Origin of the sequence: Rhizobium leguminosarum (assembly GCF_010668065.1) — a bacterium.
GTDB classification, from domain to species: Bacteria; Pseudomonadota; Alphaproteobacteria; order Rhizobiales; family Rhizobiaceae; genus Rhizobium; species Rhizobium leguminosarum_S.
Map to the genome: position 1 here is coordinate 1 of NZ_WUEN01000016.1, position 25,820 is coordinate 25,820.

The following is a 25,820-nucleotide window of genomic DNA, read 5'->3' on the forward strand; positions in this document are numbered from 1 at the left end:
CCCTCCCCCTTGTGGGGAGGGGTTGGGGAGGGGCCTTTTGCGAGGCTACGACACATCTCATCCCCCCAAAAATTCCGGCACATTAGAATATACAAAAATTCTCATGGGCACATTTCGGCACAGCCTGTTAACCGGACATCAAGGTTAATGCGGGATTTTTAATGGAATGTTCCCGCGTTCCATGCCCGGAGTCCGTGTTGCGTCGAAAGAGCCCTTCCCGTAGCAAGCTGCGTCTCATTCCCGAGAATTGGGTGTCGCCCGTAATCTTCGGTCTCGCCGGCTGGCTGATTTTCCCGAGCGTCGCATCCCATGCCGATCTCGCCGCCATGCTCGCCGGCCTCGATCATGAGGGGGAGAACTGGCGCATGGTGCTGACCAATTCGCCGGCCGGCTCCATCCACCAGGCCGAGCTCGCCTTCGCAGAGCCGATGGTGACGGGTTCGATCTCTGCCGGTGCCGGCATGGTGCTGCCCGATGGCCGCAAGGTCGCCTTTGCCGCCAAGGATAAGGGCCACGAAGACACGCCGGACGAGGATCGCGTCAACCGCGGCAGCAAGAAGGGCCGTGTCGTCGCCGTCGAGAAGATGCAGCCGCCGAAGGATTTTTCCGCCGGCTCGATCCTTGAGCGCACCAAGATGCTCTTTACCCCGAGCTTCGATCTCAAGGACAGGTCGGCCTTCGTCAAACCGAAGATCCAGGGCAAGGAAATCGAGATCGCCACTTCTTTCTATAAGAAGCAGCCTGTCGTGACCGATAGTGGCGTGCCGGCCATGCTCGCAAGCCTCGTCACCAGCAGCAAGGCCGACGTGCTGGCCACCGCCTATGCGCCGGCAGCACCTGACTATGCCCGCCAATCGCCCTTCGATTCCATCCTGGCCGAACAGGACAGCGGACGCTTCGTTCCGGAGATCGGCCCGCGCGATCATGCTTGGGCCGCAAGCGTGCTGGCGCCGAGCGTCTTTTCCGCCCGCGAACAGCAGTGCCTTGCCTCCGGCATCTATTTCGAGGCGCGTGGAGAATCGGTGAAGGGGCAGGCGGCCGTCGCCCAGGTCATCCTCAACCGCGTCCGCAACCCTTCCTATCCGAAGACCATCTGCGGCGTCGTCTACCAGAACGAGGATTGGCGCAACCGCTGCCAGTTTTCCTTCGCCTGCGACAGCATCAAGGACAGGGTGAACTCGGAATATCACTGGCGAGTCGCCCGCGATGTGGCGATGGCGGTGACATCAGGCAAGATCTGGCTGCCGCAGGTGGGCTCGGCGACGCATTACCATGCCGTCTATGTCAGACCGAAATGGGCAAAGACCATGGAAAAGGTCGGCCGCATCGGTCTTCATGTCTTCTACCGCACCTATGGCGGCGGCTGGAGCTGAGATAAATCGCCGGGGCAAGCCGATTTCCGGCCCGGAAAAGCGGATTCTTTCCGTCGAATTTGCGCGATCGACCCGGAGTCGATTTATCTCTTTGATTTGATGGAATTATTTTCTCGCTGGACAGAAGCTGTCTACGCCTTGACTATGCTAATCCCTAAAACTATGTTGCGCGCGACTTCAGAACGGGCCGGAAGGGTCTCAACCTTCGCGTCCGGGGTCCGAATGACCGGGGTAGCGGGAGTGCGGGCGACGGACAGGCGAGGAGAGATCCATGGCGGATGACCGCGAGGAAAGTCTTGAAAAGCGCCGTGCGCAATTGGGAGCGAAACTCGCGACCAAGCGCGTCGAGACGGGACAGGACGAGGCTAGGGAAGCCCGCGCCGAGGTAAGCCGCAAAGGTTATGCCCAGGCGATGAAGCTTTCCAGCGAGTTCATTTCCGCAATCGTCGTCGGTGCTCTGCTTGGCTATGTCCTCGACCGTTTTGTTGGCACGGCGCCTTGGGGTTTGATTGTTCTTCTGCTTCTCGGATTTTGTGCCGGCGTTCTGAACGTGCTGCGTTCTGCGGGGGTGGTGGCCCATCCCCTGGACGACAAGGACGACAAGAAATAAGGACCGGTTCCGGTCCAGTGCAATGACCCCGCGTCCTGCGGGCCAAAGAGAGAGAACAAGCGGTGTCTAACGATCCGACTCATCAGTTCCTGATCCAGAAGATTGTGCCGATCGAAATCGGCGGAATTGATTTTTCGTTCACCAATGCATCGCTCTTCATGGCCGCTTCGGCTGCCGTTGCCGCAGGCTTCCTCTATTTCGCGACCTCGAACCGCGCCATCGTGCCGGGCCGCTCGCAGTCGGTCGCGGAAATGTCCTATGAATTCATCGCCAACATGCTGAAGGAAGGCGCTGGCAAGCAGGGAATGAAGTTCTTCCCGCTGGTCTTCTCGCTCTTCATGTTCGTCCTGACGGCCAACCTGCTCGGCATGTTCCCGTATTTCTTCACGGTGACGAGCCAGATCATCGTCACCTTCGCGCTCGCGCTCTTGGTTATCGGTACGGTTCTCGTCTACGGTTTCTACAAGCACGGCTTCCACTTCCTGAATGTCTTCGTGCCCTCGGGCGTGCCGGGCCTTCTGCTGCCGCTGGTCATCTCGATCGAAATCATCTCCTTCCTGTCGCGACCGATTTCACTCTCGGTTCGTCTCTTCGCCAACATGCTCGCCGGTCACATCACGCTCAAAGTGTTCGCAGGCTTCGTCGCCTCGCTCGGAACCATGGGTGCTCTCGGTATCGGCGGCGCCGTTCTTCCCCTCATCATGACCGTCGCCCTGACCGGTCTCGAGTTCCTCGTCGCCTTCCTTCAGGCTTACGTCTTTGCGGTGCTGACTTGCATGTACCTCAACGATGCAATCCATCCGGGCGGGCACTAAGGATAACGACATCGACGTCAAAGGGCGTCAGTCATTCGCCGCAACAACCATTTCAAAGGAGTTCAACATGGAAGCGGAAGCAGCAAAGTACATCGGTGCAGGCCTGGCTTGCTTTGGTATGGCCGGTACGGCTCTCGGCCTCGGCAATATTTTCGGCAGCTACCTCTCCGGCGCTCTGCGCAATCCGTCTGCCGCTGACAGCCAGTTCGGCCGTCTGGTATTCGGCTTCGCCGTTACGGAAGCTCTGGGCATCTTCTCGCTGCTCGTCGCTCTCCTCCTCCTCTTCGCCGTCTGATATCGGCGAATAGATGGATCACGGCCTGCGACCGCAAGCCGTGATCCTTTGCATTTGCAGTCCACCTGGAGGTGAGCATGTTTTTTGTGACCCCGGCTTACGCTGAGGAAGCACCGGCGGCAGCGACGGGTACGGATGCGCATGCCGCTCCGGCCGCAGGCGAGGTCCATACCGAGACTGGTGTTGCCGAAGGCGAACACGCCCGCGGCCCTTTCCCGCCTTTCGATTCGACGACCTTCGCGTCCCAGCTGCTCTGGCTGGTGATCACGTTCGGCGTCTTCTATTTGCTCATGCAGAAGGTCATCGCGCCGCGCATCGGGGCCATCCTCGATCAGCGTCACACGCGCATTTCCCAGGATCTGGAAGAGGCAGGCCGCCTGAAGGCCGAAGCCGACGCCGCCGTCCAGACCTATGAAGGTGAACTGGCCGCTGCCCGCGCCAAATCCAACGCGATCGGTTCCGCCGCACGCGACGCCGCCAAGGCCAAGGCCGAAGAGGAACGCCGCGCTGTCGAGGCGAGCCTTTCGGAAAAGATCAAGGCTGCCGAGCTGCGTATCGGCGAGATCAAGGCCAAGGCCTTCGCCGACGTTGGCACCATTGCCGAGGAAACGGCGGCTGCCGTGGTCGATCAGCTGATCGGCGGCACCGTTGCCAAGGCCGATGTCGCCGCCGCCGTCGCGGCTGCCAAGAAGGAGGCTTGATCGATGGAATTTGCCTTTGACGCGACTTTCTTCGCCTTTGTCGGCCTCGTCCTCTTCCTGGCGCTGGTCGTTTACCTGAAGGTTCCGGGCATGATGGCACGGTCGCTCGACGACCGCGCCGACCAGATCCGCAACGAGCTGGCCGAAGCCAAGCGCCTGCGCGAGGAGGCCCAGCACTTGCTCGCCGAATACCAGCGCAAGCGCAAGGAAGCGGAAGCCGAAGCCGCCCACATCGTTGCCGCCGCCGAGCGCGAGGCCGAAATGCTGACCGCCGAAGCGAAGAAGAAGACGGAAGAATTCGTCGCCAATCGCACGGCGCTGTCCGAGCAGAAGATCAAGCAGGCCGAGGTCGAGGCGATGAAGGCGGTGCGTTCCGCCGCTGTCGATCTCGCAATCGCGGCCGCTGAAACCGTACTTGCCAAGCGGGCCGACGCCAAGATCCAGTCCGAGCTCTTCGGCAATGCCGTCGGCCAGGTCAAGACGCGGCTCAACTGAGCTGCTTCGAATAGATTGAGAGGGGAGGCCGGGCATGTCCCGGCCTTTTCTTTGTTGGCAAGGCTTGGTTTTTGCTCGGCCTCGCGCAGAGGATCTGTTGCGGATCTTCGGTTAAACCCACTGCAGTCCGGTGCCCCTCATCCGCCTGCCGGCACCTTCTCCCCGCCTGCGGGGAGAAGGGGATCTGCCGCACCCTTTCCGGTCCCACCACCTTCTCGCAGGGCACGTCCCCTCGCCCCGTTTACGGGGAGAGGGTTAGGGTGAGGGGCAGCCATCAGCGTAAACCAGAAAGCAGAGCATGAGGAAAGTGGAATTGGCCGACTTTGTCAGCAGTCTGACAGCTGGTATATCGCGGCCTTCTCATTTGCTCGGCCTTCTCTGGGCGATCTATTCGGAAAGCAATTCGTCCGTCTCGGGACCGTTCTCGGTCTTGCGCAACGGTCTGAAGCTCATCCGGTGGAGCGAACAGGGGCCGTGCCTCTCGATGCCGGCGCGGTGTTGCGCCGTGCCGTAGCCCACATGCGCGGCAAAGCCGTAATCCGGAAACACGCTGTGGGCCCGCGCCATCATCCGGTCACGCGTCACCTTGGCGACGATCGAGGCGGCGGCGATCGAGACCGAGCGGGCATCGCCCTTGACTACGGCCTGTCCGGGGCAGTCGAGGCCGGGCGGCACGTCGAGCCCGTCGGTCAGCACGTAGCTTGCCGGAATGGCGAGGCTGCAGATGGCGCGGCGCATGGCGTCGAGGCTTGCCTTGCGGATATCCGTCTCGTCGATGCGCGTCGAACTGGAGGAGGCGATGGAGACGGTCGCAGTCGCCAGAATCTGCACGAACAGTTCCTCGCGCCGTTGCGCCGAAAGCTGCTTGGAATCGTTGAGACCCTCAGGGATGCGCCGGGGATCAAGGATGACGGCTGCAGCAACGACGGGTCCCGCCAGCGGCCCGCGGCCAGCCTCGTCGGCGCCGGCGACCGGCCAGTGGCCGGCCTTGCGGGCTTTGAGTTCCAGTCGGAAATCCGGCACGAGCGGAGCCGTGTCGAAAAGCAGGGGAGAATCGGGTGGCGTGCGAGGTTTCATGCGGCTGAACCTCGCACGCCAACCCGATTTCCCGCAAGTCCCCGGATCAGGGCGGCGGCCGGGGACTGGCCCCGACGGATGGTGGCGGTCAGGGCCATCCGCGGGAATTGCGCTCGGAGCTCGAAAACAGGGCGGTTTTGTCGAGATGCCGATGCGCAAGCTTGAAGCAATTCCAGGAAAAGTGCGGCGCGGCTTTCCGTCCGGAATTGCGTAAAAGGTTAGAGGAAATTTCAGGAATTGCGTAAAAACAAAAGGTTAGAGCAGCGATAGCTGTACGCCGCTGCCATCCGGCGGTACGAACAGATCGTCGCGCAGCGGCACGCTGCGGCGCGTCAGGCCGAAACGCCGGGCCGCCATTTCAAAGCGCCGGGCGATCTGCCAGGCATAGGGACCGGCGCCCTTCATGCGCTTGCCGAATTCGGCATCATAGTCCTTGCCGCCGCGCATCGAGCGTACCAGCGACATCACATGCCGGTAACGATCGGGATAATGCTGCAGCAGCCAGTCGCGAAACAGCGGGCTGACCTCGAGCGGCAGTCTGAGGATGACATAGCTCGCCTCGGCGGCGCCGGCAGCCTTTGCCGATTCGAGGATACGCTCCAGCTCGTGGTCGTTCAGCGCCGGGATGAGCGGGGCGGCCATGACCGCCGTCTGGATGCCGGCTTCCGCAAGGGTGTGGATCGTCTCCAGCCGCCGCGGCGGCGTGGCGGCACGCGGCTCCATCGTCCGGGCGAGCTTGCGATCGAGCGTAGTCACCGAGATGCCGACGCGCACCAGGTTCTTAGCCGCCATCTCCTGCAGAATGTCGATATCCCGCAGGATCATCGCCGACTTGGTGACGATCGATACCGGATGGTTCGCCTTGTTCAACACCTCGAGAATGCCGCGCATGATGCGCCATTCCTTCTCGATCGGCTGATAGGGATCGGTATTGGTGCCGATCGCGATCACCCGCACCTTGTAGCCGGGCCTGGCGAGTTCCCGCTCCAGAAGTTTTGCCGCATCGGGCTTGGCAAAGAGCTTCGTCTCGAAATCGAGCCCTGCAGAAAGCCCCATATAGGCGTGTGTCGGCCGGGCGAAACAATAGATGCAGCCGTGCTCGCAGCCGCGATAGGGATTGATCGAGCGGTCGAAGGGAATGTCCGGCGATTCGTTGCGGGTGATGGCCGTGCGCGGTTTCTCGACCTGCACTTCCGTCTTGAACGGCGGCAGCTCTTCCCATGTCTGCCAGCCATCGTCGACAGTCTCCCGCTGCAGCGCCTCGAACCGCCCTGTCGGGTTCAGTCCCGCCCCACGCCCGCGCCGCCGATCGACCTCGACTCTCAGGCCGGAGGACACGATCATCGCATCGGCAATATCTGCCGTATTGGCAGGCGCGAATGCGGCCTGCCCTGCCAGGGACTGCTCTCTCATCGGATTCTCCCGCGGCGGAAAGCCATCGCCTCCGCCCGTTTTGCTGATTAAATTCCTATCCGCAAAACCAGAACAATGCAAGAACAAAATGAGGAAAACGATGCTGGCAAAATTTTGTGCGGCGCATTATAAATAGTCAATGTTGACGGTTGTTCTCGAATGTCAGGATCAGGAATCTGAGCTGGCGCAGACTTTATCGGTATTGGTGGCAGGCGCGGTGGAGGGGCTGGTGAGCGATGTGGTCGTGCTCGATCACGGCTCGCGCGACGGCACCTCGCGGGTGGCCGACGCCGCCGGCTGCCGCTTCCATTCGCAATGGGATATCAAGGACATCGTCCGCTCGGCGCGGGGCGAATGGCTGCTCTTCGTCGAGCCTGGCGCAAGACCCCAGGCCGGCTGGATCGATGAGATCGCCGAATATATGGCGCTGAACAAGCTGCCGGCGCGCTTCACCGCTTCACGCGGCTACCGGCGCCCGTTCTTCCAGCGTGTCGGCCGGGCCGTGCCGCCGCTGGAGCTTGGTTTGCTGATGCCGAAGAAGCTGGCGCTCGCCACCGCCAAAAGCGGCATGCGGCTCACCGAATTCGTCAAGGGCCAGAAGCCGCGCCGGCTGGCGAGCGAACTCATTCCCTCCTGGGTCGCCCGCGCTGCGCGGTAGGGCTGCTACCCTCTACATGAGCAAAAGATGGCGCCCAATAGGATTTCGCGCTATAATTCAAACATGGCGCCGTCGAAGCGCCGCGCTTCGCAACGGAATGGCCATGGAATGCCGGTGAACGGCAGAACAGGTCAGCGAAAATCTCCTCTTCTGCCGGGCTCCCGGCGAAAGGAGGTGCGTCATGGTACGCAGTATGATCTACGGCCTGCTGGCCGTCATATTGCCGACATTGGTGATCGCGCATCCGCATTCGGCAGCATCGCAGGTGATGCGCAGTTGCGCAGGCCGACCCGAAATCGTCAATTTCCTGGACAAGAACTTCGCCGAAAAGCTCACGGCAGTCGGACTGATCAACCAGAACGCCATTCTCGAGGTCTATGCCGCCGAAAGCGGCACCTGGACACTCATCGTCACGGATGTTCACGGCATAAGCTGCGTTCTGCTGTCGGGTGATAGCTGGGACACGATGCCCGTCCTGCCGGGCCTGGCCACATAGTGAATGCCCCTGGTGCGCCAGGGGCATGCCCTACTTCGCCGCGCCGCGTTTCAGGTGCTCGTCCAGACGCGGCATGATCTCGACGAAATTGCACGGCACGCTGCGATAGTCGAGCTGTCCTTTCAGAATGCCGTCCCAGGCATCCCGGCAGGCGCCGGGCGAACCCGGCAGCACGAAGATGAAGGTGGCGTTGGCAACACCTGCCGTGGCGCGCGACTGGATCGTCGCCGTGCCGATCTTCTCGTAGGAGATCCGGTGGAAGATGGCGGAAAAGCCGTCCATCCGCTTTTCGAACAAAGGTTCCAGCGCTTCTGGCGTCACATCGCGGCCGGTAAAGCCGGTGCCGCCGGTGGTGATGACGACGTCTATGTCTTGGTTCTCAGTCCAGGCCTTCACCTGCGCGGCAATCTTTTCGCGATCATCGGGCACGATCCCCCGGTCGACCAGCCTATGCCCGGCCTCCGTAATCCGCGCCGCCAGCGTGTCGCCTGACTTGTCCGTCTCCGGCGTGCGGGTATCCGAGATCGTGAGAACCGCAATGCCGACCGCGATGAAGGGCCGCTTTTCGTCCAGACCTGCCATCATGCGCCTCCCGAAACCGTTTCCGTCGCCTGGAAATACCAGCCAGGGCGCTCGTCGTGAAGAGCTGCCGCCGCATCTTCGGCAGCAGTCATGCTCGCAAAGATGCCGAAGCAAGTGGCGCCGGAACCGGACATGCGGGTCAACAGGGCGCCGTGAGCTTGCAGCATCGACGAGATCTCCGAAATCTCGGGCACGAGTTCGCGCGCCGGCGGCTCCAGGTCGTTGCGGGCAGCAGCAATTGCCGCGAGCCAGTCGGCAGTCTGAGGCGGGCTCAGTGCCAAGCTCAGGGCCGGATTGTTCTTTGTCGCCAGCCGGCGGAAAACCTCAGGCGTCGAGACGCCCTTCAGCGGATTGGCGAGCACCATGGCAAAGGCCGGCAGATCAGGCACAGCTTCGATCTTTTCGCCGATGCCGCGGGCAACCAGCGGCCGGCTCTCCAGGCACATCGGCACGTCGGCGCCGAGCTTCAGCGCCAGCGCGGCAAGCGTTTCCGCGCATAACGTCGTGCCCCAGAGCCGCATCAGCCCGCGCAGCGTCGCAGCTGCATCGGCCGAGCCGCCGCCGATGCCGGAGGCGATCGGCAGGTTCTTTTCGAGATGGATGCGGACCGGAAAGGCGAGGGGACCGATTGCCTCGCGCAGGAGATCGCGCGCCTTCAGAACCAGGTTGGTGCCGCCATCGCCGGCAAGTGTTTCTCCGAATCGCCCCGACAGGCTGAATTCGTCGGCCGGCGACCGCGTGAAGCCCAGCCGGTCGCCGTGGTCTGCGAAGGTCACCAGCATATCGAGCAGATGATAGCCATCCGGCCGCTGGCCCGTCACATGCAGGGCCAGGTTGATCTTCGCACGAGCTTCCTCGGTGATGCTGGAGCATGATGCCGAAAAGTGTGAGCGGTTTTCGGACGACATCATGCTCTATTTCTTTGATCTCACGCCGGCGATGCCCTTGTCAGGCATGGTCCGTCAGGATTTCTTGTCGACCGGCGGCGGGGTGACGGGCGCCGGATCCGGCTGCTTCTTGTCGGCCGCCTTGGCATCGTCACTGACGGGAGGCAGGCCGTTGGCGACCTTGTCCTTGATCTTCGGGATCTCGGCAGCTTCGGGCTCGGAGGCGAGCGCCCGGTTCCACTGGTAGACGGCCTCGAGCTTGCGCCCGACGCGCCAGTAGGCGTCGCCGAGATGGTCGTTGATCGTCGCGTCGCCGGCCTTGATCTGTGCGGCCCGCTCCAACTCGTCGACGGCATCGTCGAAGCGGTTGAGGCGGAAATAGGCCCAGCCGAGCGAATCGATGATGTAGCCGTCGTCAGGGCGAAGGTCGACGGCCTTCTTGATCATGCCGAGACCTTCGTCGAGGTTCCGGTTCATGTCGATCCAGGAATAACCGAGATAGTTCAGCACCTGCGGCTGGTCGGGATTGAGCTCCAGCGCCTTGCGGAAGTTCGGTTCCGCCTGGTCCCACTTCTTCAGCCGCTCATAGGCAATGCCGCGCTGGAAGAAGACGCTCCAGTTGGCGCGGCCGGGAATGGGGCCGATCGTTTCGACGGCCTTGTCGTAATTCGTGGCCATCGCCTGGTAGTCCTTGGCGTCGGAGAGCACGCTGCCATAGGCGAGGTAACTGCGGATGTCCTTCGGGTCGGAGGCGATCAGCGCCTGCAGATGCTTGCGCGCCTCGTCCACCTTGCCGCCCTGGGCAAGGGCAAGGCCGAGCTGCAGCTCGGAGATACGCCGCATCGGCGAACTCTCCGGCACCTTCTTGTAGAGCGCGATGGCGCGGTCCATCTGGTTCTGCTTCTCGGCAATGCCGCCGAGCAGCACCAGCGTATCGGCGCTGTTCGGATCGAGCGCATTGGCCGTCTGCAGGTAAAGCGAGACGATGTCCTCGGCGCCGTCGCGGTTCAGCGCGCCGCCGACCGAGAAGAGCACGCCGGCGGCACCTTCTTCGGCCGTCTTGACCTGCTGCTCCTGCTTCTCGTTCTTGTCGATACTGTCGCGCAGCGCGTTCAGCGGCGCATAGTTCGGCAGCAGATTGTCGCCGACGGAAACGGCGTCGAGCGCCTTCTGCTTATTGCCTTGTGTTGCTTCGAGGCGGGCAAGCGCCATCACGGCGCGCATGAAGGTGTCGGGCGCGGTCGCGCCGCCCTCCTTGTCGAGCACGGCATCGTTCAGATGCTTGCGGGCGGATTTCACGTCGCCGATGGCGATGGCGATCGCGCCGGCATTGTAATTCTGGAAGATGCGGAACCAGTCCGGCCCCTTCATCTTCTCGACCATCGTGAGCGCTTCCTTGCCGCGGCCGGCGCCGACGCGGGCCCAGGCGAGCAGCAGGTCGTTCATCATCCGGTCGAGATCGTTTGGCCCCTTATATTTCAGGATGGCCTCGGCGGACTTGTAGTCGTCGCGGCGCACGGCATCCATGCCGCGTACGATCGTGGTGATACGCTCGACGGAAGGATCGCCCTTCAGGTCATTGGCATATTTGACGCCGTCCTTGATATCGCCATTGAGCAGCAGCGAGATCATCAGCCGCTGGCGAATCTCGGGATTGCCGGGCTCGATCTGCAGCGCCTTCTTGTAGAGTTCGATCGCCGTTTCATAGTCATGATCGACATCGGCCGTGCGCGCGGCGAGAAAGGCGCCGGAGAAAGTGGTGACGCTATCCGCATCGAAGTGAACGGCCGTGCCGGCATCGTCTGTCTTGGCCGCATCCTCGGCGTTTGCGCCGCCGACACCGCTGAGCGAAAGGACAGCGGCCAGCGCTGCGCTCGTAAGAAGACGGATGGCAATTCTCTGCCGCATTAGGAAACCTTTCTTCGACAGCGTCCCGACAAATGGTGCCGGCCGCAAAACCAGTTGCGATCACTGATTCATAACAGGATGGCTTTTTTGAAGCGGCGCTGCAAGAAAATCAGCCTGCGATCAAGGACGTTTGATCAATTGACGCGCTCGATGCAGAAGTCGATCACTTCCATCAGGGCGGATTTCCAGACCGTATCGGGAAGGGGCGCAAGCGCATCGCGCGCGATCGTGCCGTAATGGATCGCGCGGCCGATCGTGTCGCTGAGCGTGCCGTATTTGGTGATCAGTCCCAGCGCTTTTTCGAGGTTGGCGTCGGTGCTGTTGCCGGCCTCGATCGCATCACGCCAGAAGGCGCGCTCATCCTCGGTGCCGCGGCGATAGGCGAGAATGACCGGCAGGGTGATCTTGCCCTCGCGGAAATCGTCGCCGACATTCTTGCCGAGATCGGCCGCCTTGCCGCCATAGTCGAGCGCATCGTCGACCAACTGGAAGGCGAGCCCGAGATTCATGCCGTAGGATTTCAGCGCATTGCGGCCGGACCGGCCTGCCTCGGCGACGATCGGCCCGACTTCGGAGGCGGCGGCAAAGAGAGCGGCCGTCTTGGCGCGGATGACCGAGAGATAATCGTCCTCCGTCGTCTCCATGTTCTTGGCGACGGAAAGTTGCAGCACCTCGCCTTCGGCGATCACGCAGGCGGCGGAAGACAAGACGTCGAGCGCATCGAGCGAGCCGACATCGACCATCATCCGGAAGGCCTGGCCGAGCAGGAAGTCGCCGACCAGCACGCTTGCCTGGTTGCCCCAGATCATCCGCGCTGTCGATTTGCCGCGGCGAAGATCGCTTTCGTCGACGACGTCGTCATGCAGCAGCGTTGCCGTATGCATGAACTCGACCGATGTGGCGAGCTTGACGTGGTTTTCGCCCCTGTAGTCGAACAGTGACGCGGAAGCCAGTGTCAGCATCGGCCGCAGCCGCTTGCCGCCGGACGAGATCAGATGGTTCGCCACTTCGGGGATCATCTGCACATCGGAGCCGGCCTTAGACAGAATGAGCTGGTTTACTCGCTCCATATCCGCCCTGGTGAGATCGACCAGCGGCTTTATGGATGCCAGTTTGTTTTTGCTTTCTTCAAGCGGTATGACCACGCCCAACGACCCGGACTCCTATTCATTCATTGCATCTGACAATAGAAAGGGGCGATGGACGCGGCAAGGGGTGAATTGTCGCGCTGGGCGAAATTGGAAGGAAAACGACGGCAAATGCATGAGCTTATCCGCGCCAACGATCCCGTTCTTCTCTCCTATGCCGAGAGTTTGATGAAGGATGCCGGAATTCACTGCTTCATCGCCGATCAGGGCATGAGCGTGCTGGAAGGCTCGCTCGGCATGCTGTCGCGCCGCCTGCTGGTGGATGAGGAGATGGCCGATCAGGCGCGCCGCATCCTCACCGATGCCGGTCTCGGCGGCGAGCTGCGCGAGCGGAAGTGAGCTCCGATGACCGCCACTGACACTGTCGATGCCTTTCATCGCGGCGGCTTCCATGTGGTGCAGCCGAAGGGCAGGGGCCATCGCTCCGGCATGGATGCGATGCTGCTTGCGGCTCTGGTCGCCGACGGTCGCCCGGTCAGGGTTGCCGATCTCGGCGCCGGCGCCGGCGCTGCCGGCCTTGCCGTCGCCTCGCGCCTTGCCGATGCAGAAGTGGTGCTTTTCGAACGCTCGGCCGAGATGGCCGATTATGCCCGCCGCAGCATCCTGTTGCCCGACAATGCCCATATCGCGGACCGCGTCAGCGTCGTCGAGGCCGATGTGACGCTGACCGCCAAGGCACGCAACGATGCGGGGCTCACCGATGAGAGCTTCCACCACGTCATCATGAACCCGCCCTTCAACGACGCCGGCGACCGGCGCACCCCGGATGCGCTGAAGGCCGAAGCCCATGCGATGACCGATGGCCTGTTCGAAAGCTGGATCCGCACGGCCGGCGCCATCATGATATCAGGCGGGCAATTGTCGCTGATCGCCAGGCCACAGTCGATCGCCGAGATCATCACGGCCTGCGGCCGGCGCTTCGGCGGCATCGAGATCACCGCCATCCATCCGCGTCCGGGTGAAAACGCCGTGCGGATCCTGGTGACCGCAATCAAGGGATCGCGGGCGCGGCTGTCGCTGCGGGCGGCCGTCATCATGCACGAAGAGGGGAGCCACAAGTTCTCCCCTCTCGTCGATGATTTCAACAATGGCCGGGCGGCCTATGCCAGGCTTTAGGCTGGTTTAGTTCCCACGTCATTCCTGGGAAACCGCTTCCCGTTTTCCCGAATTGCTTCAGCCGGTGACGAAGTCGAGGAGCAGCTTGACGTTCAGTCCGGCGATCACGACCGCGATCAGATAGGCAAGCCCACTCAGCCAGCGCGGCGCCACGAGTTCGCCCATCTTGGCCTTGTTGGCGGTGAACATCACCAGCGGGAAGACGGCGAAGGAAAGCTGCAGGCTGAGCACCACCTGGGTGAGGATCAAAAGCTCCGCCGTGCCCTGGTCGCCATACCAGATGGTGACGATCGCTGCCGGCACGATGGCGATGGCCCGGGTAATCAGCCGGCGCACCCACGGCTTCAGCCGGATCTTCAGGAAGCCTTCCATGACGATCTGGCCGGCAAGCGTCGCCGTCACCGTCGAGTTGAGACCGCAGCAGAGAAGCGCGATGCCGAACAGCGTCGGCGCGATGGCGAGGCCGAGCAGCGGCGACAGCAGCGAATAGGCATCGCCGAGTTCGACGACGTCGGTCTTGCCGTGCGCATTGAAGGCGGCGGCTGCCAGGATCAGGATCGAGGCGTTGATCAGCAGCGCGAAACAGAGCGCAACCGTAGAGTCAATCGTCGCAAAGGTCAGCGCCTCCCTCTTTTCGGGAACCGTATGGCCATAGGCCCGCGTCTGCACGATGCCGGAGTGGAGGTAGAGATTATGCGGCATGACGGTCGCACCGAGAATGCCGAGCGCCAAGTAGAGCATCTCCGGATTGGTGACGATCTCCGTCGTCGGGAAGAAGCCGGTGAGGACCGCGCCCCATTGCGGGTCGGCCAGCAGGATCTGCACGCCGAAGCAGACCGCGATGACGCCGAGCAGCGCGATGATGAAGGCTTCCACCCAGCGGAAGCCGAGCTTCTGCAGGAAGAGGATCACGAAAACGTCGAGCGCGGTGATCAGCACGCCGAGTTCGAGCGGGATGCCCATCAGCAGGTTGAGGCCGATCGCCGTGCCGATCACCTCGGCGATATCGGTGGCGATGATGGCGATTTCAGCAAAGGCCCAGAGCGGCAGCGAGATATATTTCGGAAAGGCGTCGCGGCAGGCCTGCGCGAGGTCGCGGCCCGACGCGATCGCCAGGCGCGCGCAGAGCGATTGCAGCACGATCGCCATCAGGTTGGAAAGCAGCGCGACGGTGAGCAGCGCATAGCCGAATTTCGAGCCGCCGGCGAGCGAGGTCGCCCAGTTGCCGGGGTCCATGTAGCCGACGGCGACCATGTAGCCCGGCCCGGCAAAGGCTGCCGCCCTTCGCCACATCGAGCTGTGACGCCCGGTTCCGACGGTGCGGTAGACATCCGACAGCGACGCTTCTCCGCGTTCGTGCCGCCAGCCGCTCTTTGTATTCGGATTGAGCGCGTCCATGCGATTTCCACCTGTTTTATCGTGCGTGCACTATGACGAATTAGAATGATAATGCAAGTCATTCGCAACAACAAATTCAAGCCCGCTGTTTTCAGGCCCAATGTTTTCAAGGACGCAGCCATTGTGTTTGTCGTTCCAGCGCATACATGGGTGACGATCGTGCGACCCGAAGCGAAGGATGGGAAATGGCCGGATTCTTGAGAAAACTGATGCCGAAACGGTTCCGCAAGGACGGCATCACCATTCCGGTCGTTCGCCTGCAGGGGGCGATCATCAGCGGCGGCGGCCAGTTCCGGCCGACCCTCAACCTCGCCAATGTCTCTCCGGTTCTGGAAAAGGCCTTCGCCATGAAGGACGCACCGGCAGTCGCCATCTCCATCAATTCGCCGGGCGGCTCGCCCGTCCAGTCGCGCCTGATCTTCACCCGCATTCGCGAGCTCGCCCGCGAGAAGCAGAAGAAGGTTCTGGTCTTCGTCGAGGATGTCGCCGCCTCGGGCGGTTACATGATCGCGCTGGCCGGCGACGAGATCATCGCCGACGCCACCTCCATCGTCGGCTCGATCGGCGTCGTCTCCGGCGGTTTCGGCTTTCCCGAACTGCTGAAGAAAATCGGCGTCGAGCGACGGGTCTATACGGCGGGCGAAAACAAGGTGATCCTCGATCCTTTCCAGCCGGAAAAGGAAAAGGATATCGAGTATCTGAAGAGCCTGCAGCTCGAAATCCATCAGGTCTTCATATCCATGGTGCGCGAACGTCGCGCCGGCAAGCTGAGGGACGATGCGGCGGTGTTTTCCGGCCTGTTCTGGAGCGGCACACGCGGCCTCGAACTCGGCCTGATCGACGGCCTCGGCGACATGCGCCAGGAGCTGAAAAGGCGCTACGGCCAGAAGACCAAGCTGGAGCTCGTCACCGCCGGCCGCGGCCTGTTCGGCCGCCGGATTCCCGGTGTATCGCCGGTCTCGCTCGAAGGTGCTGCATCCGGTCTCGCGACGGGGCTTGTCGAAGCGGCGGAAGAGAGAGCATTGTGGAGCCGTTTCGGACTTTGAAGGGAGCAAGAGAGGGGCATGCCGCAACTAATTACCATCCTGATCCTGGTCTTCTCAGCCTGGTGGCTCTACCGCCGCTTCGTCTCCGATGCCCGCAAGCTCGCCGAAAAGTCGCGCCGCGCTGAAAAGGAGCGCCAGACCGGCGCGATCGGCACGCTGGTCAAGGACCCGGCGACGGGAGAATACCGGCTGAAGCGCGAGGGAGAATAAGAGGCGTCGCCATTACCTCTCACCCAGCGCTTGCTCCTCATCCGGCTGCCGCCACCGCACGGGGCCGAGCCGCGGGTCTCGACCCGTCCTTCGGATCCCGTAAACGGGGCGAGGGGAATATGCCGGACCGGATTCCTCGATCTCGACGCAGCGTTTGGCACGTCCCCTCACCCCGCGAGCGGGGAGAGGGTTAGGTGAGGGGCAGCCGAATTCCTCTCCCATATCGGCATTCGACGCTTCTCCGCCGCCGCAGAAGTCCGCTATAAGGTAGCAACTGCCACCAAACGCTGGTTCCTCGAGTTGTCAACGGCGCGGCCGAATCTAGCACCGCCCGAACCGTACCCATCGCCATCATCGTTGCGTCTCGACTGCCATGCGGCCTCAGCCTCACGCACCGTGTGAAAAAACGGAGCTGCGTCACGCTGTCGTAAACCAGCGAAGCAAACGGAAGGCCAAGACCCAACTCCTTTGGATCGACTCTGCGGCCGCGCGTGAAACATGCGGCAAAATCATGTACATTGTTTAGCGCGGAATTCCTGTTGGGAGCTAAGACATGGAACGCAGATTATCTGCAATCCTGGCCGCCGACGTAGTCGGATACTCCGCGCTTATGGAGCAAGACGAAGCAGGAACCTTTGACCGCCTTCGCGCCCGACGCACTGAGCTTTTTGAGCCCGAGATTGCGGGGCATCATGGGCGGGTCTTCAAGCTCATGGGCGACGGCCTCCTCGCAGAGTTCGGCAGCGTGGTCGACGCTGTCGAGTGTGCCGTATCTCTCCAGCGCGGAATGGCGGAGCGCAACGCTTCTGTAGCGGAGGAGGAGAGGCTCAACGTCCGCATTGGCATCAACCTCGGCGAAGTGATCATGGACGGCGATGACCGCTATGGCGAAGGCGTGAACGTCGCGGCCAGGCTGGAGCAACTCGCTCCCCCAGGTGGGATCTGTGTTTCGGGCAAGGTGGCGAAGGAAGTCGAGAATAAGCTCGCGTTTGTCTTCGACTCTGCCGGGCAGCGGAAGGTTAAGAACATCGAAGAGCTTGTCGACGTCTACTACGTACGCATCGACACCGCCCCACGCCGACGCCTTCCGCACAAGCGCGGGATCGGCCGTCCGTGGTGGGCACTTGGAGTCGCTGCAGCCATTGTGGCCGTCGTGGCCGCCTGGATGGCGCTCTACTATCCACTGACAGCGAGCTCCCCTGCAGCCTCCAGTGCGATCCCATCCGTCGCCGTGCTTCCTTTCAAGGATCTGAGTGCCGACAAGAGCCTGGGATACTTGGGAGAAGGGGTGGCGAACGACCTCATCGCTATCCTCTCGCGCTTTGCTGATATAGCTGTCGTCTCGCGAACGTCGTCGTTCGCGTATGAGGACAAGGAAGGTGACGTCCGCCAGATCGGCAAGGAGTTGGGCGTCGGCTATATCGTCGAAGGCAGCGTGCGCAAGGAAGGCGATAGGGTGCGCATCGTTGCGGAACTCATCGACGCTGAGACGGGGGACCATATCTGGGCAGACCGCTTCGACAAGGCCGGAACCGACCCATGGGCGCTTCAGGATGAGTTGACCGGCAAGATCGTGGGGGCGATGACGGGCGAATGGGGAGCCATACGTAAAGCGGACTACAGTCAGGCCTGGGGTAAAGACAGCACCAACCTGGCTGAATATGACTACTATCTGCGTGCGGAAAGCCAATTGAATCTTTTCACGAAGGAAGGACTCCAGCGATCAGGTGAAATCTCGCAGCAGGGGCTGCAGGTATTCTCCGACTCCCCCTTATTGACCGTCGAGTTGGGGTGGTCTCACTGGATGAAAGTTGGGCTGCTTTTCAGCCCTGACCCGCAGGCTGATCTTCAGGAAGCGGGCCGACTGGCCGACAAGGTCCTCTCAAACAAGAACCTGAGCCCCCAAGTGGCGCGATTGGCACACTGGCTCCGCGCGTGGCTTCTGACGCTCAAGCGGGACCATGATGGGGCTGTTGCGGAAATGAACAAGGCCATTGCGGCGGCACCATACAATGCCTTCACCCTCACGGATGCAGGAAGTATTTTTCTACAGGCCGGTCAACCCGAGAAGGCGCTGGAACTGACCGACGCTGCAGCCGCTCGGGATCCGGGATTGTCCTGGTTCTTTAATTACGTGCGAGGCTTCATCTTCATCGTTCTTGGTAGAAACGAAGACGCAGTTGAGGTGCTGAAGACAACGGAATTTGCCGACGCGCCACTGCAACTCGCCATTGCCTATATGCGTCTTGGACGTCAAGCTGATGCCAGAGCTGCCGTCCAGAAGATGCTCAAGTCAACTCCGACTGCAACGATCCAGTCGTGGCGGCAGGCCTGGAACTTCCGAGATCCTTCCATTCTCGATCAAGCCGCCGCAGACCTTGCGCGCGCCGGTCTTCCAAGCGGCCGCGCTCAATAGCCAAACGGATTGATGTTCAGCCTTCACATCTGTCTCTGCGATAAGTCCCCTTTCCACCCACGGCGTTCTCAGTCGGGCCAAAAAGGCGAAGCTGGTGGCAGTTGCTCCCGAATAGCGCAAAAGTCTTGACCCCTGCCACCCTCCATGGCACCTGTCGCGCCGATAAATCCCACGCAATCGGTGCCGTTCGATGTCAGCTATCCCAGACCATATGAACCCGAAGCGCTCCTTCCAGGCGCTGATCCTGACCCTGCACAGCTACTGGGCGGACAAGGGTTGCGCGGTGCTGCAGCCTTACGACATGGAAGTCGGCGCCGGCACCTTCCATCCGGCCACCACGCTGCGTGCCCTCGGCCCGAAGCCGTGGAAGGCGGCCTACGTCCAGCCGTCACGGCGCCCGTCCGACGGTCGCTATGGCGAAAACCCGAACCGGCTGCAGCATTATTACCAGTACCAGGTGATCCTGAAGCCGAACCCGCCCAACCTGCAGGAGCTTTATCTCGGCTCGCTGGCGGCGATCGGTCTCGATCCGCTGCTGCACGACATTCGTTTCGTCGAAGACGACTGGGAAAGCCCGACGCTTGGCGCCTGGGGCCTCGGCTGGGAATGCTGGTGCGACGGCATGGAAGTCTCGCAGTTCACCTATTTCCAGCAGGTCTGCGGCATCGAATGCTCGCCTGTCGCCGGCGAACTGACCTATGGTCTCGAACGCCTCGCCATGTATGTTCAGGGCGTCGACAATGTCTATGATCTGAACTTCAACGGCCGCGACGGCGACGAGAAGATCAGCTATGGCGACGTCTTCCTGCAGGCCGAGCAGGAATATTCGCGCCATAATTTCGAATTCGCCAACACCGAGATGCTGCATCGCCATTTCGTCGATGCCGAGAAGGAATGCCGGGCGCTGCTCGATGCCGGCGCCCCCGGCGACAACGCCAACCAGCGCCTGCACAAATGCGTCTTCCCGGCCTATGACCAGTGCATCAAGGCAAGCCACGTCTTCAACCTGCTCGACGCCCGCGGCGTCATCTCGGTCACCGAGCGCCAGAGCTACATCCTGCGCGTACGCACCCTCGCCAAGGCCTGCGGCGAAGCCTTCCTGCTGACCGACGCCGGCGGCGTCAATCTCTCCAAAGAGGCGGCGTAACGCAACAGCTCACCAGCCGTATCGTCCATATAAACGGCTGGTCGGGTACCCCGAATCCTCGCGGATATCGGCGTTTGACGGCAGCCGGCAAAACCGCTTAGTCTCCGCCTCAACATTACTTCGCTGCGGGGGATTCGCGATGTATATTGCGCTTGGCGTCATCGTTCTGGTCGCGCTCTATCTCGTCTTCATCTACAACGGCCTGGTTCGCGCGCGGCAGATGGCGGAAGAAGCCTGGTCGGGCATCGACGTGCAGCTCAAGCGCCGCGCCGACCTGATCCCGAACCTGATCGAGACGGTCAAGGGTTATGCCGCCCATGAAAAGTCGACGCTTGAAGAGGTGGTTGAGCTCCGCAATAAGGCGCAGGCCGTTCCATCAGGTGATGTCGCCGGCAGGGCGCAGGCGGAAGGTCTGCTCGGCCAGGCGCTCGGCCGGGTCATTGCGCTCGCCGAAGCCTATCCGGATCTCAAGGCCAACCAGAATTTTGCCGAGTTGCAGGCCTCGCTGGAGACCATGGAAGGCGAGTTGCAGATGGCACGGCGTTATTACAATGGTGCCGCCCGCGACCTGAACGTCAAGGTCGAAAGCTTCCCGTCCAATCTCGTTGCCGGTCAGTTCGGTTTTGCCAAGCGGGAATATTTCGAAATCACCAACGAGGCCGACCGCGCCGTCCCCACCGTGAAATTCTGACGATCCGGCATTTTGCCTTTGCCAGAAAGCGACTAAGAGCAAGGGCAGATCGCGGCCGGTAATGGTCGCCTTATGACGGAAGAACAGCATGACACGCACAGCCAAACTCACGATCATCCCGCCGGGCAGGCCGCTTTCAGGCCGCGCCATGCCGCCGGGCTCCAAGTCGATCACCAATCGCGCGCTTCTGCTCGCCGGCCTTGCCAAGGGCACGAGCCGGCTGACCGGGGCGCTGAAGAGCGACGACACGCGTTACATGGCCGAAGCGCTGCGCGCCATGGGTGTTGCGATCGACGAGCCTGACGATACCAGCTTCGTCGTCACCGGCAGCGGCAGGCTGCTGGCGCCGAAAGCGCCGCTCTTCCTCGGCAATGCCGGCACGGCGACCCGCTTCCTGACGGCGGCTGCGGCTTTGGTCGACGGCACCGTCATCGTCGATGGCGACGAGCATATGCGCAAGCGCCCGATCGGCCCGCTGGTCGAGGCGATGCGCACGCTCGGCATCGACGTCACCGCCGAGACCGGCTGCCCGCCGGTTACCGTCAGGGGCACCGGCCGCTTCCAGGCCGACCGCATCCGCATCGATGGCGGCCTGTCCAGCCAGTATGTCTCGGCGCTGCTGATGATGGCGGCCGGCGGCGACCGGCCGGTCGACATCGAACTCGTCGGCGAGGATATCGGCGCGCTCGGCTATATCGATCTGACCACGGCGGCGATGAAGGCTTTTGACGCCAAGGTCGAGAAGACCAGCCCGGTCACCTGGCGCGTCGAGCCGACCGGCTACCGCGCCGCCGATTTCATCGTCGAACCGGATGCCTCGGCCGCGACCTATCTCTGGGCCGCCGAAGTTCTCACCGGCGGCGCGATCGATCTCGGTATTCCCGCCGACGCCTTCTCGCAGCCGGATGCGCGCGCCTACGATATGATCGCCCGTTTTCCGCATCTGCCGGCAGAGATCGACGGCTCGCAGATGCAGGATGCCGTTCCGACCCTTGCCGTGCTTGCCGCCTTCAACGAGACGCCGGTTCGCTTCGTCGGCATCGCCAATCTGCGCGTCAAGGAATGCGACCGCATCCGGGCGCTCTCGACCGGGCTCAACCGCATTGTTTCAGGCCTTGCCCGCGAAGAGGGCGATGATCTGATCGTGCAATCCGATCCCGCACTTGTGGGCCAGCATCTGCCGGCGGAGATCGACAGCTTCGCCGATCACCGCATCGCCATGAGTTTTGCGCTCGCCGGGCTGAAGATCGACAGCATCACCATTCTCGATCCCGATTGCGTCGGCAAGACCTTCCCCGCCTACTGGCGGACGCTGGCAGCACTCGGCGTGACCTATCAGGACAAAGATTGACGAAACACGCAGCCGAGGCTGCCGGCGGGGAGACAGGGATGGGGCGTCGGTTTTTCGGATTTTGCTTTGCACTGCTGTTGATGCTGACCGCCCCAGTGGCGTTTGCCGCCGAGGTGATCGACAGTTTCGCCTCCGACATTACGCTCGAAAAGAGCGGTGCAATGACGGTGACGGAGACGATCACCGTCAATGCCGAGGGCAATCAGATCAACCACGGCATCTTCCGTGACTTCCCGCTCTATTTCACCGACGCCGACGGCCGTCGCCGCAGCGTCGATTTCGATATGGTCTCGGTCAAGCGCGATGGCGAGGAAGAACCCTGGCACACCGAATCGATATCACGCGGCATCCGCATCTATGCCGGTTCTGCCGATGTGACCGTGACGCCGGGCCGTCATCGATACGTTTTCACCTACAGGACCAACCGCCAGATCCGCTATTTCGACGATCATGACGAACTCTATTGGAACGTCACCGGCAATGGCTGGATCTTCCCGATCCGTTCAGCCACGGCAACGGTGACGCTGCCGCCTGACGTCGGTGCGACGGAGACGACCTTCTTCACCGGCCCTGAGGGCGCGACGGAAAAGGATGCCCGCGTCAGCGAGAGCGGCGCTGGCCTGGTTTTTTCCACCACCGCGCCGCTCGATGCCCACGAAGGCCTGACCTTTGCGATCCGCATGCCGAAGGGGTCGATCGATCCGCCAAGCGCGGATATGGAAAGCACATGGTGGCTGAAGGACAACCGCAATTATTTCATCGGCTTCGGCGGCCTGATCCTGGTTTTCGCCTACTACACGCGCTCCTGGCTGAAGGTCGGCCGCGATCCTGCCCGGGGTGTCGTCGTACCGCGCTGGGACGCGCCGGATGGTATTTCGCCGGCGCTGGTCAACTACATCGACAATAAGGGCTTCTCCGGCGAGGGCTGGACGGCGCTGTCCGCCACCGCGCTCAATCTTGCCGTCCGCGGTTACGTCAAGCTCGAAGACCTGAAGAATTCGATCGTTATCCAAGGCACCGGCAAGCCGCTCGGCAAGGAGAAGTTCCAGGCCGGCGAGATCGAATTGCTGAGAGTTGCCGGTGGCGCCGGCTCGACGCTGACGATCGACAAGGCCAATGGCGAGCGGGTGAAGTCCGTCGGCCAGGCCTTCCGCTCGGCGATCGAGAAGGAACATCGCGGCAAATACTACAACTCCAACCTGGCCTATACCGCCGGCGGCATCGCGCTCAGTGCCGCGGCCCTGGTGATCCTGTTCGTTTTCGGTTCGCTGGAGCCCGACACCATCGCGGTGATGCTGATCCCGATCGTCATCTCGGTCTTCGTTTCGGTCTTCGTCGCCGGCCTCGTCAGGTCGCTGCATCGCGGCAAGTCGCTGTTCGGCAAGATCATCGCCATCATCTCCGCCGCGATCGGCGTCTTCGTCGGCATCAGCATCCTGGCGACCATGGGGCTGGCGCTTGCCTCCTCGCTGGTGGAACTGCACGAAACGCCGATGCTGTTTGCCGTCGGCGGCATCGTGCTTTTGAACATCCTCTATTTTTTCATCATGGGTGCGCCGACCCCGCTCGGCGCCAAGATGATGGATGGCATAGACGGCCTGCGGCAATATCTGACGCTTGCCGAGAAGGACCGGATGAACACGGCTGGCGCGCCTGAAATGTCGCCGCGGCATTTCGAGACGCTGCTGCCCTATGCGGTGGCGCTCGGCGTCGAAAAACCCTGGTCGCGCACCTTCGAAACCTGGCTTGCGGCAGCTGCCGCCGGCGCGGCCGCCGCCTATGCGCCCGCCTGGTATGCCGGCAACTTCAACAGCGGCAGTTTCTCCGATCGTATCGGCGGCTTTTCCTCTTCGATGGCCTCGACCATTGCGTCGACGATTCCTTCGCCGCCGCCGTCGAGCTCATCCTCCGGTTTTTCCGGCGGCGGCTCGTCGGGCGGCGGTGGCGGAGGCGGGGGAGGCGGGGGCTGGTAAGCTTTCCCGCTTGACCTTTCTGCCCCTGGCCCTTAACCGCCAGACAGAAAAGGAAAGGGTCGCGCATGAAGGTTCTGTTGATCGGATCGGGCGGACGCGAGCATGCGCTCGCCTGGAAGCTGGCGCAATCGCCGTTGATGAGCGAATTCTACGCCGCACCCGGCAATCCCGGCATTGCCGAACACGCCGTCCTCGTGCCCGTTGACATCGAGGATCACGAAGCGGTCGCGGCCTTCTGCAAGGACAAGGCGATCGATTTCGTCGTCGTCGGCCCGGAGGCGCCGCTGGTTGCCGGCCTCGCCGACCGGCTGCGCGCCGATGGCCTGGCGGTCTTCGGTCCCTCCGCTGCCGCCGCCCAGCTCGAGGGTTCCAAGGGCTTCACCAAGGATATCTGCGCCCGCTACGATATTCCGACAGGCACCTACCAGCGCTTCAACAATGGACCGAAGGCAAAAGCCTATATCCGCGCCGAAGGCGTGCCGATCGTCGTCAAGGCCGATGGTCTTGCCGCCGGCAAGGGCGTGACGGTTGCAATGACGCTCGATGAAGCTTTGGCCGCGGTCGACGACTGCTTCGAGGGCGCCTTTGGCGCTGCCGGCGCTGAAGTCGTCGTCGAAGCCTATCTCGATGGCGAGGAGGCGAGCTTCTTCTGTCTCTGCGATGGCAAACATGCGCTGCCGCTCGCAACCGCCCAGGATCACAAGCGGGTGGGCGAGGGTGATACCGGCGTCAATACCGGCGGCATGGGCGCCTATTCGCCGGCGCCTGTGATGACCGCCGAAATGGTCGAGCGCACCATGAAAGAGATTATCGAGCCGACGATGCGCGGTATGGCCGAGAGCGGTCATCCCTTCTCCGGCGTCTTTTTCGCCGGGCTGATGATCACCAAGAAGGGGCCGGAGCTCATCGAATACAATGTCCGCTTCGGCGATCCCGAATGCCAGGTGATGATGATGCGGTTGAAGAGCGATCTCCTGCCGCTGCTGCTCGCCACCGCCAACGGCACGCTCGATCAGGTCAAGGCCGAATGGAGCGACGATCCGGCACTGACGGTGGTCATGGCCTCGAAGGGTTATCCCGGCGCCTACGAGAAGAATACGCCGATCCTCTCCCTGCCGGATGCAGGCGAGGGCGAGAAGGTGTTTCATGCCGGCACGGGTCTGAAGGACGGCGCATTGGTTGCGACCGGCGGCCGCGTGCTGAATGTGACCGCGTCCGGCGGCACGGTCGCGGAGGCCAAGGACCGCGCCTACGCGCTGCTTGACAGGGTGAGATGGGAAAACGGCTTCTGCCGGCGCGACATCGGCTGGCGCGCGATCGAGCGCGAAACCGGCTCGGAATGAGTATAAACCGCCGCGTTCTTTAAATTTTTACCCTTTCCCCTGACGGGATGGAAACAAAGCTGCGCTAATTTGCTCCGAAGGTGAGACGGAGTAACTTTGATGCGTCAGATTTTCCTCGGTGCGGCAATCCTGCTGATGGCAGGTTCTGCGATGGCGTCCTCGATAGAGGTGGTCGGCAAGACTGCGCCGTCCGCTGAAGGCAGCATCGTCACCGAAACCTGCGCCCATTGCCCGCCGCTCCAGGCGGAGCTCACCAAGAAGGACTATACGGTGCCGGAGCTGAAGCCCGGCGTCCTCCAGGCGAGTGAAATCCGCGATGTCGGCGGCGAAAAGAAGATCTATCGCACCGAAGGCTGGATGGGCGGCTCGCCCGTCGTCTTCGTCAGCAAGGCCACCCCGGAAGCGATGCTTGCCGCGGCACCTCCAGCCCCGCCTGCCGACGGCATCGACATGAGTGCGACGACGGCAGCCGTCATTGGCGGCGACGCCAGGCCCGTTGCGGCCGGCATGGTGGAACAACCGGCAGCCCTTAACGCTTCCGATTTCAAGCTGCGTTTCTAGGAGCAACTTCCAGGAAAAGTGCGCAGCGGTTTTCCGTCCGGAATTGCGCAAAGACAAAGAGATTAAGCAACTTCCAGGAAATGTGCGCAGCGGTTTTGCCGGGAGTTGCG

26 protein-coding genes are annotated in these 25,820 nt (G+C 62.2%); 19 read left to right on the forward strand and 7 right to left on the reverse strand.

Annotated features, from left to right (window positions below):
* The first annotated feature begins 161 nt into the window (after positions 1-161).
* The 6 genes from GR198_RS30145 to GR198_RS30170 all read left to right on the forward strand — a co-directional run bounded on the left by GR198_RS30145 (position 162) and on the right by GR198_RS30170 (position 4,289).
* Positions 162-1,373 carry a cell wall hydrolase gene (locus tag GR198_RS30145; RefSeq protein ID WP_164070114.1) on the forward strand — a complete coding sequence of 404 codons (1,212 nt, stop codon included), beginning with the start codon at positions 162-164 and terminating at the stop codon, positions 1,371-1,373.
* 271 nt (positions 1,374-1,644) lie between these two features.
* Complete coding sequence (locus GR198_RS30150) at positions 1,645-1,983, forward strand: AtpZ/AtpI family protein (protein ID WP_025393373.1); 339 nt, start codon at positions 1,645-1,647, stop codon at positions 1,981-1,983.
* Between the two features lie 62 nt (positions 1,984-2,045).
* A complete protein-coding gene (locus GR198_RS30155; protein ID WP_029872626.1) occupies positions 2,046-2,798 on the forward strand; it encodes a F0F1 ATP synthase subunit A in 753 nt (250 codons plus the stop codon).
* A gap of 67 nt (positions 2,799-2,865) precedes the next feature.
* Positions 2,866-3,093 (forward strand): F0F1 ATP synthase subunit C, encoded by a 228-nt coding sequence (locus tag GR198_RS30160; RefSeq protein WP_003545854.1) that lies wholly within the window; start codon positions 2,866-2,868, stop codon positions 3,091-3,093.
* 77 nt (positions 3,094-3,170) lie between these two features.
* Positions 3,171-3,794: a F0F1 ATP synthase subunit B gene (locus tag GR198_RS30165; RefSeq protein WP_029872627.1), complete on the forward strand. Its 624-nt coding sequence runs from the start codon at positions 3,171-3,173 to the stop codon at positions 3,792-3,794.
* 3 nt (positions 3,795-3,797) lie between these two features.
* Complete coding sequence (locus GR198_RS30170; protein WP_029872628.1) at positions 3,798-4,289, forward strand: F0F1 ATP synthase subunit B; 492 nt, start codon at positions 3,798-3,800, stop codon at positions 4,287-4,289.
* Between the two features lie 387 nt (positions 4,290-4,676).
* On the opposite strand, the gene GR198_RS30175 is transcribed toward GR198_RS30170, so the two are convergent.
* Complete coding sequence (locus GR198_RS30175; protein ID WP_029872629.1) at positions 4,677-5,366, reverse strand: ribonuclease HII; 690 nt, start codon at positions 5,364-5,366, stop codon at positions 4,677-4,679.
* A 255-nt stretch (positions 5,367-5,621) separates the two neighbouring features.
* A complete protein-coding gene (locus GR198_RS30180; RefSeq protein WP_164070116.1) occupies positions 5,622-6,779 on the reverse strand; it encodes a PA0069 family radical SAM protein in 1,158 nt (385 codons plus the stop codon).
* Between the two features lie 139 nt (positions 6,780-6,918).
* On the opposite strand from GR198_RS30180, the gene GR198_RS30185 reads away from it, so the two are divergent.
* Positions 6,919-7,437, forward strand: a complete 519-nt coding sequence (locus GR198_RS30185; protein ID WP_029872631.1) for a glycosyltransferase family A protein — start codon at positions 6,919-6,921, stop codon at positions 7,435-7,437.
* A gap of 181 nt (positions 7,438-7,618) precedes the next feature.
* Positions 7,619-7,933 carry a hypothetical protein gene (locus tag GR198_RS30190; protein WP_029872632.1) on the forward strand — a complete coding sequence of 105 codons (315 nt, stop codon included), beginning with the start codon at positions 7,619-7,621 and terminating at the stop codon, positions 7,931-7,933.
* Between the two features lie 30 nt (positions 7,934-7,963).
* On the opposite strand, the gene moaB is transcribed toward GR198_RS30190, so the two are convergent.
* The 4 genes from moaB to GR198_RS30210 form a co-directional block, all read right to left on the reverse strand.
* Positions 7,964-8,515 carry a molybdenum cofactor biosynthesis protein B gene (gene moaB / locus GR198_RS30195; protein WP_029872633.1) on the reverse strand — a complete coding sequence of 184 codons (552 nt, stop codon included), beginning with the start codon at positions 8,513-8,515 and terminating at the stop codon, positions 7,964-7,966.
* Positions 8,515-9,426, reverse strand: coding sequence for a 4-(cytidine 5'-diphospho)-2-C-methyl-D-erythritol kinase (locus GR198_RS30200; protein ID WP_164070118.1), 912 nt, complete (start codon positions 9,424-9,426; stop codon positions 8,515-8,517). Before GR198_RS30200 ends, moaB begins: the two co-directional genes overlap by 1 nt.
* 51 nt (positions 9,427-9,477) lie before the next feature.
* On the reverse strand, positions 9,478-11,310 hold the full coding sequence (locus tag GR198_RS30205; protein WP_029872635.1) for a tetratricopeptide repeat protein: 1,833 nt from the start codon (positions 11,308-11,310) through the stop codon (positions 9,478-9,480).
* 134 nt (positions 11,311-11,444) lie between these two features.
* Positions 11,445-12,461: a polyprenyl synthetase family protein gene (locus GR198_RS30210; RefSeq protein WP_029872636.1), complete on the reverse strand. Its 1,017-nt coding sequence runs from the start codon at positions 12,459-12,461 to the stop codon at positions 11,445-11,447.
* A 108-nt stretch (positions 12,462-12,569) separates the two neighbouring features.
* Here GR198_RS30210 and GR198_RS30215 point away from each other — a divergent pair, with 108 nt between their 5' ends.
* Positions 12,570-12,797, forward strand: a complete 228-nt coding sequence (locus GR198_RS30215) for a putative signal transducing protein (protein WP_003545870.1) — start codon at positions 12,570-12,572, stop codon at positions 12,795-12,797.
* A gap of 6 nt (positions 12,798-12,803) precedes the next feature.
* Complete coding sequence (locus GR198_RS30220; protein ID WP_029872637.1) at positions 12,804-13,574, forward strand: tRNA1(Val) (adenine(37)-N6)-methyltransferase; 771 nt, start codon at positions 12,804-12,806, stop codon at positions 13,572-13,574.
* 57 nt (positions 13,575-13,631) lie between these two features.
* Here GR198_RS30220 and GR198_RS30225 read toward each other — a convergent pair whose 3' ends face one another.
* The gene (locus GR198_RS30225; RefSeq protein ID WP_164070120.1) at positions 13,632-14,972 is read right to left on the reverse strand and encodes an Nramp family divalent metal transporter; all 1,341 of its coding nucleotides are present in this window, start codon (positions 14,970-14,972) and stop codon (positions 13,632-13,634) included.
* 185 nt (positions 14,973-15,157) lie between these two features.
* On the opposite strand from GR198_RS30225, the gene GR198_RS30230 reads away from it, so the two are divergent.
* The 9 genes from GR198_RS30230 to GR198_RS30270 all read left to right on the forward strand — a co-directional run bounded on the left by GR198_RS30230 (position 15,158) and on the right by GR198_RS30270 (position 25,710).
* A complete protein-coding gene (locus GR198_RS30230; protein ID WP_029872639.1) occupies positions 15,158-16,018 on the forward strand; it encodes a S49 family peptidase in 861 nt (286 codons plus the stop codon).
* Positions 16,019-16,036: 18 nt separating this feature from the next.
* Positions 16,037-16,228, forward strand: coding sequence for a membrane protein (locus GR198_RS30235; RefSeq protein WP_003556931.1), 192 nt, complete (start codon positions 16,037-16,039; stop codon positions 16,226-16,228).
* Positions 16,229-16,781: 553 nt separating this feature from the next.
* Positions 16,782-18,644 (forward strand): adenylate/guanylate cyclase domain-containing protein, encoded by a 1,863-nt coding sequence (locus tag GR198_RS30240; RefSeq protein ID WP_164070122.1) that lies wholly within the window; start codon positions 16,782-16,784, stop codon positions 18,642-18,644.
* A gap of 190 nt (positions 18,645-18,834) precedes the next feature.
* Positions 18,835-19,791 (forward strand): glycine--tRNA ligase subunit alpha, encoded by a 957-nt coding sequence (locus tag GR198_RS30245; protein WP_029872641.1) that lies wholly within the window; start codon positions 18,835-18,837, stop codon positions 19,789-19,791.
* A gap of 139 nt (positions 19,792-19,930) precedes the next feature.
* Positions 19,931-20,482, forward strand: a complete 552-nt coding sequence (locus GR198_RS30250; RefSeq protein WP_029872642.1) for a LemA family protein — start codon at positions 19,931-19,933, stop codon at positions 20,480-20,482.
* Between the two features lie 88 nt (positions 20,483-20,570).
* Positions 20,571-21,833, forward strand: a complete 1,263-nt coding sequence (gene aroA, locus GR198_RS30255; protein ID WP_029872643.1) for a 3-phosphoshikimate 1-carboxyvinyltransferase — start codon at positions 20,571-20,573, stop codon at positions 21,831-21,833.
* Between the two features lie 38 nt (positions 21,834-21,871).
* Complete coding sequence (locus GR198_RS30260; RefSeq protein WP_029872644.1) at positions 21,872-23,806, forward strand: DUF2207 domain-containing protein; 1,935 nt, start codon at positions 21,872-21,874, stop codon at positions 23,804-23,806.
* 65 nt (positions 23,807-23,871) lie between these two features.
* Positions 23,872-25,149 (forward strand): phosphoribosylamine--glycine ligase, encoded by a 1,278-nt coding sequence (gene purD / locus GR198_RS30265; protein ID WP_029872645.1) that lies wholly within the window; start codon positions 23,872-23,874, stop codon positions 25,147-25,149.
* 99 nt (positions 25,150-25,248) lie between these two features.
* Positions 25,249-25,710, forward strand: coding sequence for a plant virulence effector HPE1-like domain-containing protein (locus tag GR198_RS30270; protein WP_029872646.1), 462 nt, complete (start codon positions 25,249-25,251; stop codon positions 25,708-25,710).
* The last annotated feature ends 110 nt before the right edge of the window (positions 25,711-25,820 follow it).

What these genes read in the sequence shown, in the direction of transcription:
- GR198_RS30215 (WP_003545870.1), top strand. Translation starts at nt 12,570, where the DNA reads ATGCATGAGCTTATCCGCGCCAACGATCCCGTTCTTCTCTCCTATGCC.
- GR198_RS30245 (WP_029872641.1), top strand. Translation starts at nt 18,835, where the DNA reads ATGTCAGCTATCCCAGACCATATGAACCCGAAGCGCTCCTTCCAGGCG.
- GR198_RS30185 (WP_029872631.1), top strand. Translation starts at nt 6,919, where the DNA reads ATGTTGACGGTTGTTCTCGAATGTCAGGATCAGGAATCTGAGCTGGCG.
- GR198_RS30260 (WP_029872644.1), top strand. Translation starts at nt 21,872, where the DNA reads ATGGGGCGTCGGTTTTTCGGATTTTGCTTTGCACTGCTGTTGATGCTG.
- purD (WP_029872645.1), top strand. Translation starts at nt 23,872, where the DNA reads ATGAAGGTTCTGTTGATCGGATCGGGCGGACGCGAGCATGCGCTCGCC.
- GR198_RS30225 (WP_164070120.1), bottom strand. Translation starts at nt 14,972, where the DNA reads ATGGACGCGCTCAATCCGAATACAAAGAGCGGCTGGCGGCACGAACGC.
- GR198_RS30150 (WP_025393373.1), top strand. Translation starts at nt 1,645, where the DNA reads ATGGCGGATGACCGCGAGGAAAGTCTTGAAAAGCGCCGTGCGCAATTG.
- aroA (WP_029872643.1), top strand. Translation starts at nt 20,571, where the DNA reads ATGACACGCACAGCCAAACTCACGATCATCCCGCCGGGCAGGCCGCTT.
- GR198_RS30200 (WP_164070118.1), bottom strand. Translation starts at nt 9,426, where the DNA reads ATGATGTCGTCCGAAAACCGCTCACACTTTTCGGCATCATGCTCCAGC.
- moaB (WP_029872633.1), bottom strand. Translation starts at nt 8,515, where the DNA reads ATGGCAGGTCTGGACGAAAAGCGGCCCTTCATCGCGGTCGGCATTGCG.
- GR198_RS30145 (WP_164070114.1), top strand. Translation starts at nt 162, where the DNA reads ATGGAATGTTCCCGCGTTCCATGCCCGGAGTCCGTGTTGCGTCGAAAG.
- GR198_RS30190 (WP_029872632.1), top strand. Translation starts at nt 7,619, where the DNA reads ATGGTACGCAGTATGATCTACGGCCTGCTGGCCGTCATATTGCCGACA.
- GR198_RS30180 (WP_164070116.1), bottom strand. Translation starts at nt 6,779, where the DNA reads ATGAGAGAGCAGTCCCTGGCAGGGCAGGCCGCATTCGCGCCTGCCAAT.
- GR198_RS30230 (WP_029872639.1), top strand. Translation starts at nt 15,158, where the DNA reads ATGGCCGGATTCTTGAGAAAACTGATGCCGAAACGGTTCCGCAAGGAC.
- GR198_RS30205 (WP_029872635.1), bottom strand. Translation starts at nt 11,310, where the DNA reads ATGCGGCAGAGAATTGCCATCCGTCTTCTTACGAGCGCAGCGCTGGCC.
- GR198_RS30270 (WP_029872646.1), top strand. Translation starts at nt 25,249, where the DNA reads ATGCGTCAGATTTTCCTCGGTGCGGCAATCCTGCTGATGGCAGGTTCT.
- GR198_RS30160 (WP_003545854.1), top strand. Translation starts at nt 2,866, where the DNA reads ATGGAAGCGGAAGCAGCAAAGTACATCGGTGCAGGCCTGGCTTGCTTT.
- GR198_RS30240 (WP_164070122.1), top strand. Translation starts at nt 16,782, where the DNA reads ATGGAACGCAGATTATCTGCAATCCTGGCCGCCGACGTAGTCGGATAC.
- GR198_RS30170 (WP_029872628.1), top strand. Translation starts at nt 3,798, where the DNA reads ATGGAATTTGCCTTTGACGCGACTTTCTTCGCCTTTGTCGGCCTCGTC.
- GR198_RS30175 (WP_029872629.1), bottom strand. Translation starts at nt 5,366, where the DNA reads ATGAAACCTCGCACGCCACCCGATTCTCCCCTGCTTTTCGACACGGCT.
- GR198_RS30220 (WP_029872637.1), top strand. Translation starts at nt 12,804, where the DNA reads ATGACCGCCACTGACACTGTCGATGCCTTTCATCGCGGCGGCTTCCAT.
- GR198_RS30250 (WP_029872642.1), top strand. Translation starts at nt 19,931, where the DNA reads ATGTATATTGCGCTTGGCGTCATCGTTCTGGTCGCGCTCTATCTCGTC.
- GR198_RS30165 (WP_029872627.1), top strand. Translation starts at nt 3,171, where the DNA reads ATGTTTTTTGTGACCCCGGCTTACGCTGAGGAAGCACCGGCGGCAGCG.
- GR198_RS30235 (WP_003556931.1), top strand. Translation starts at nt 16,037, where the DNA reads ATGCCGCAACTAATTACCATCCTGATCCTGGTCTTCTCAGCCTGGTGG.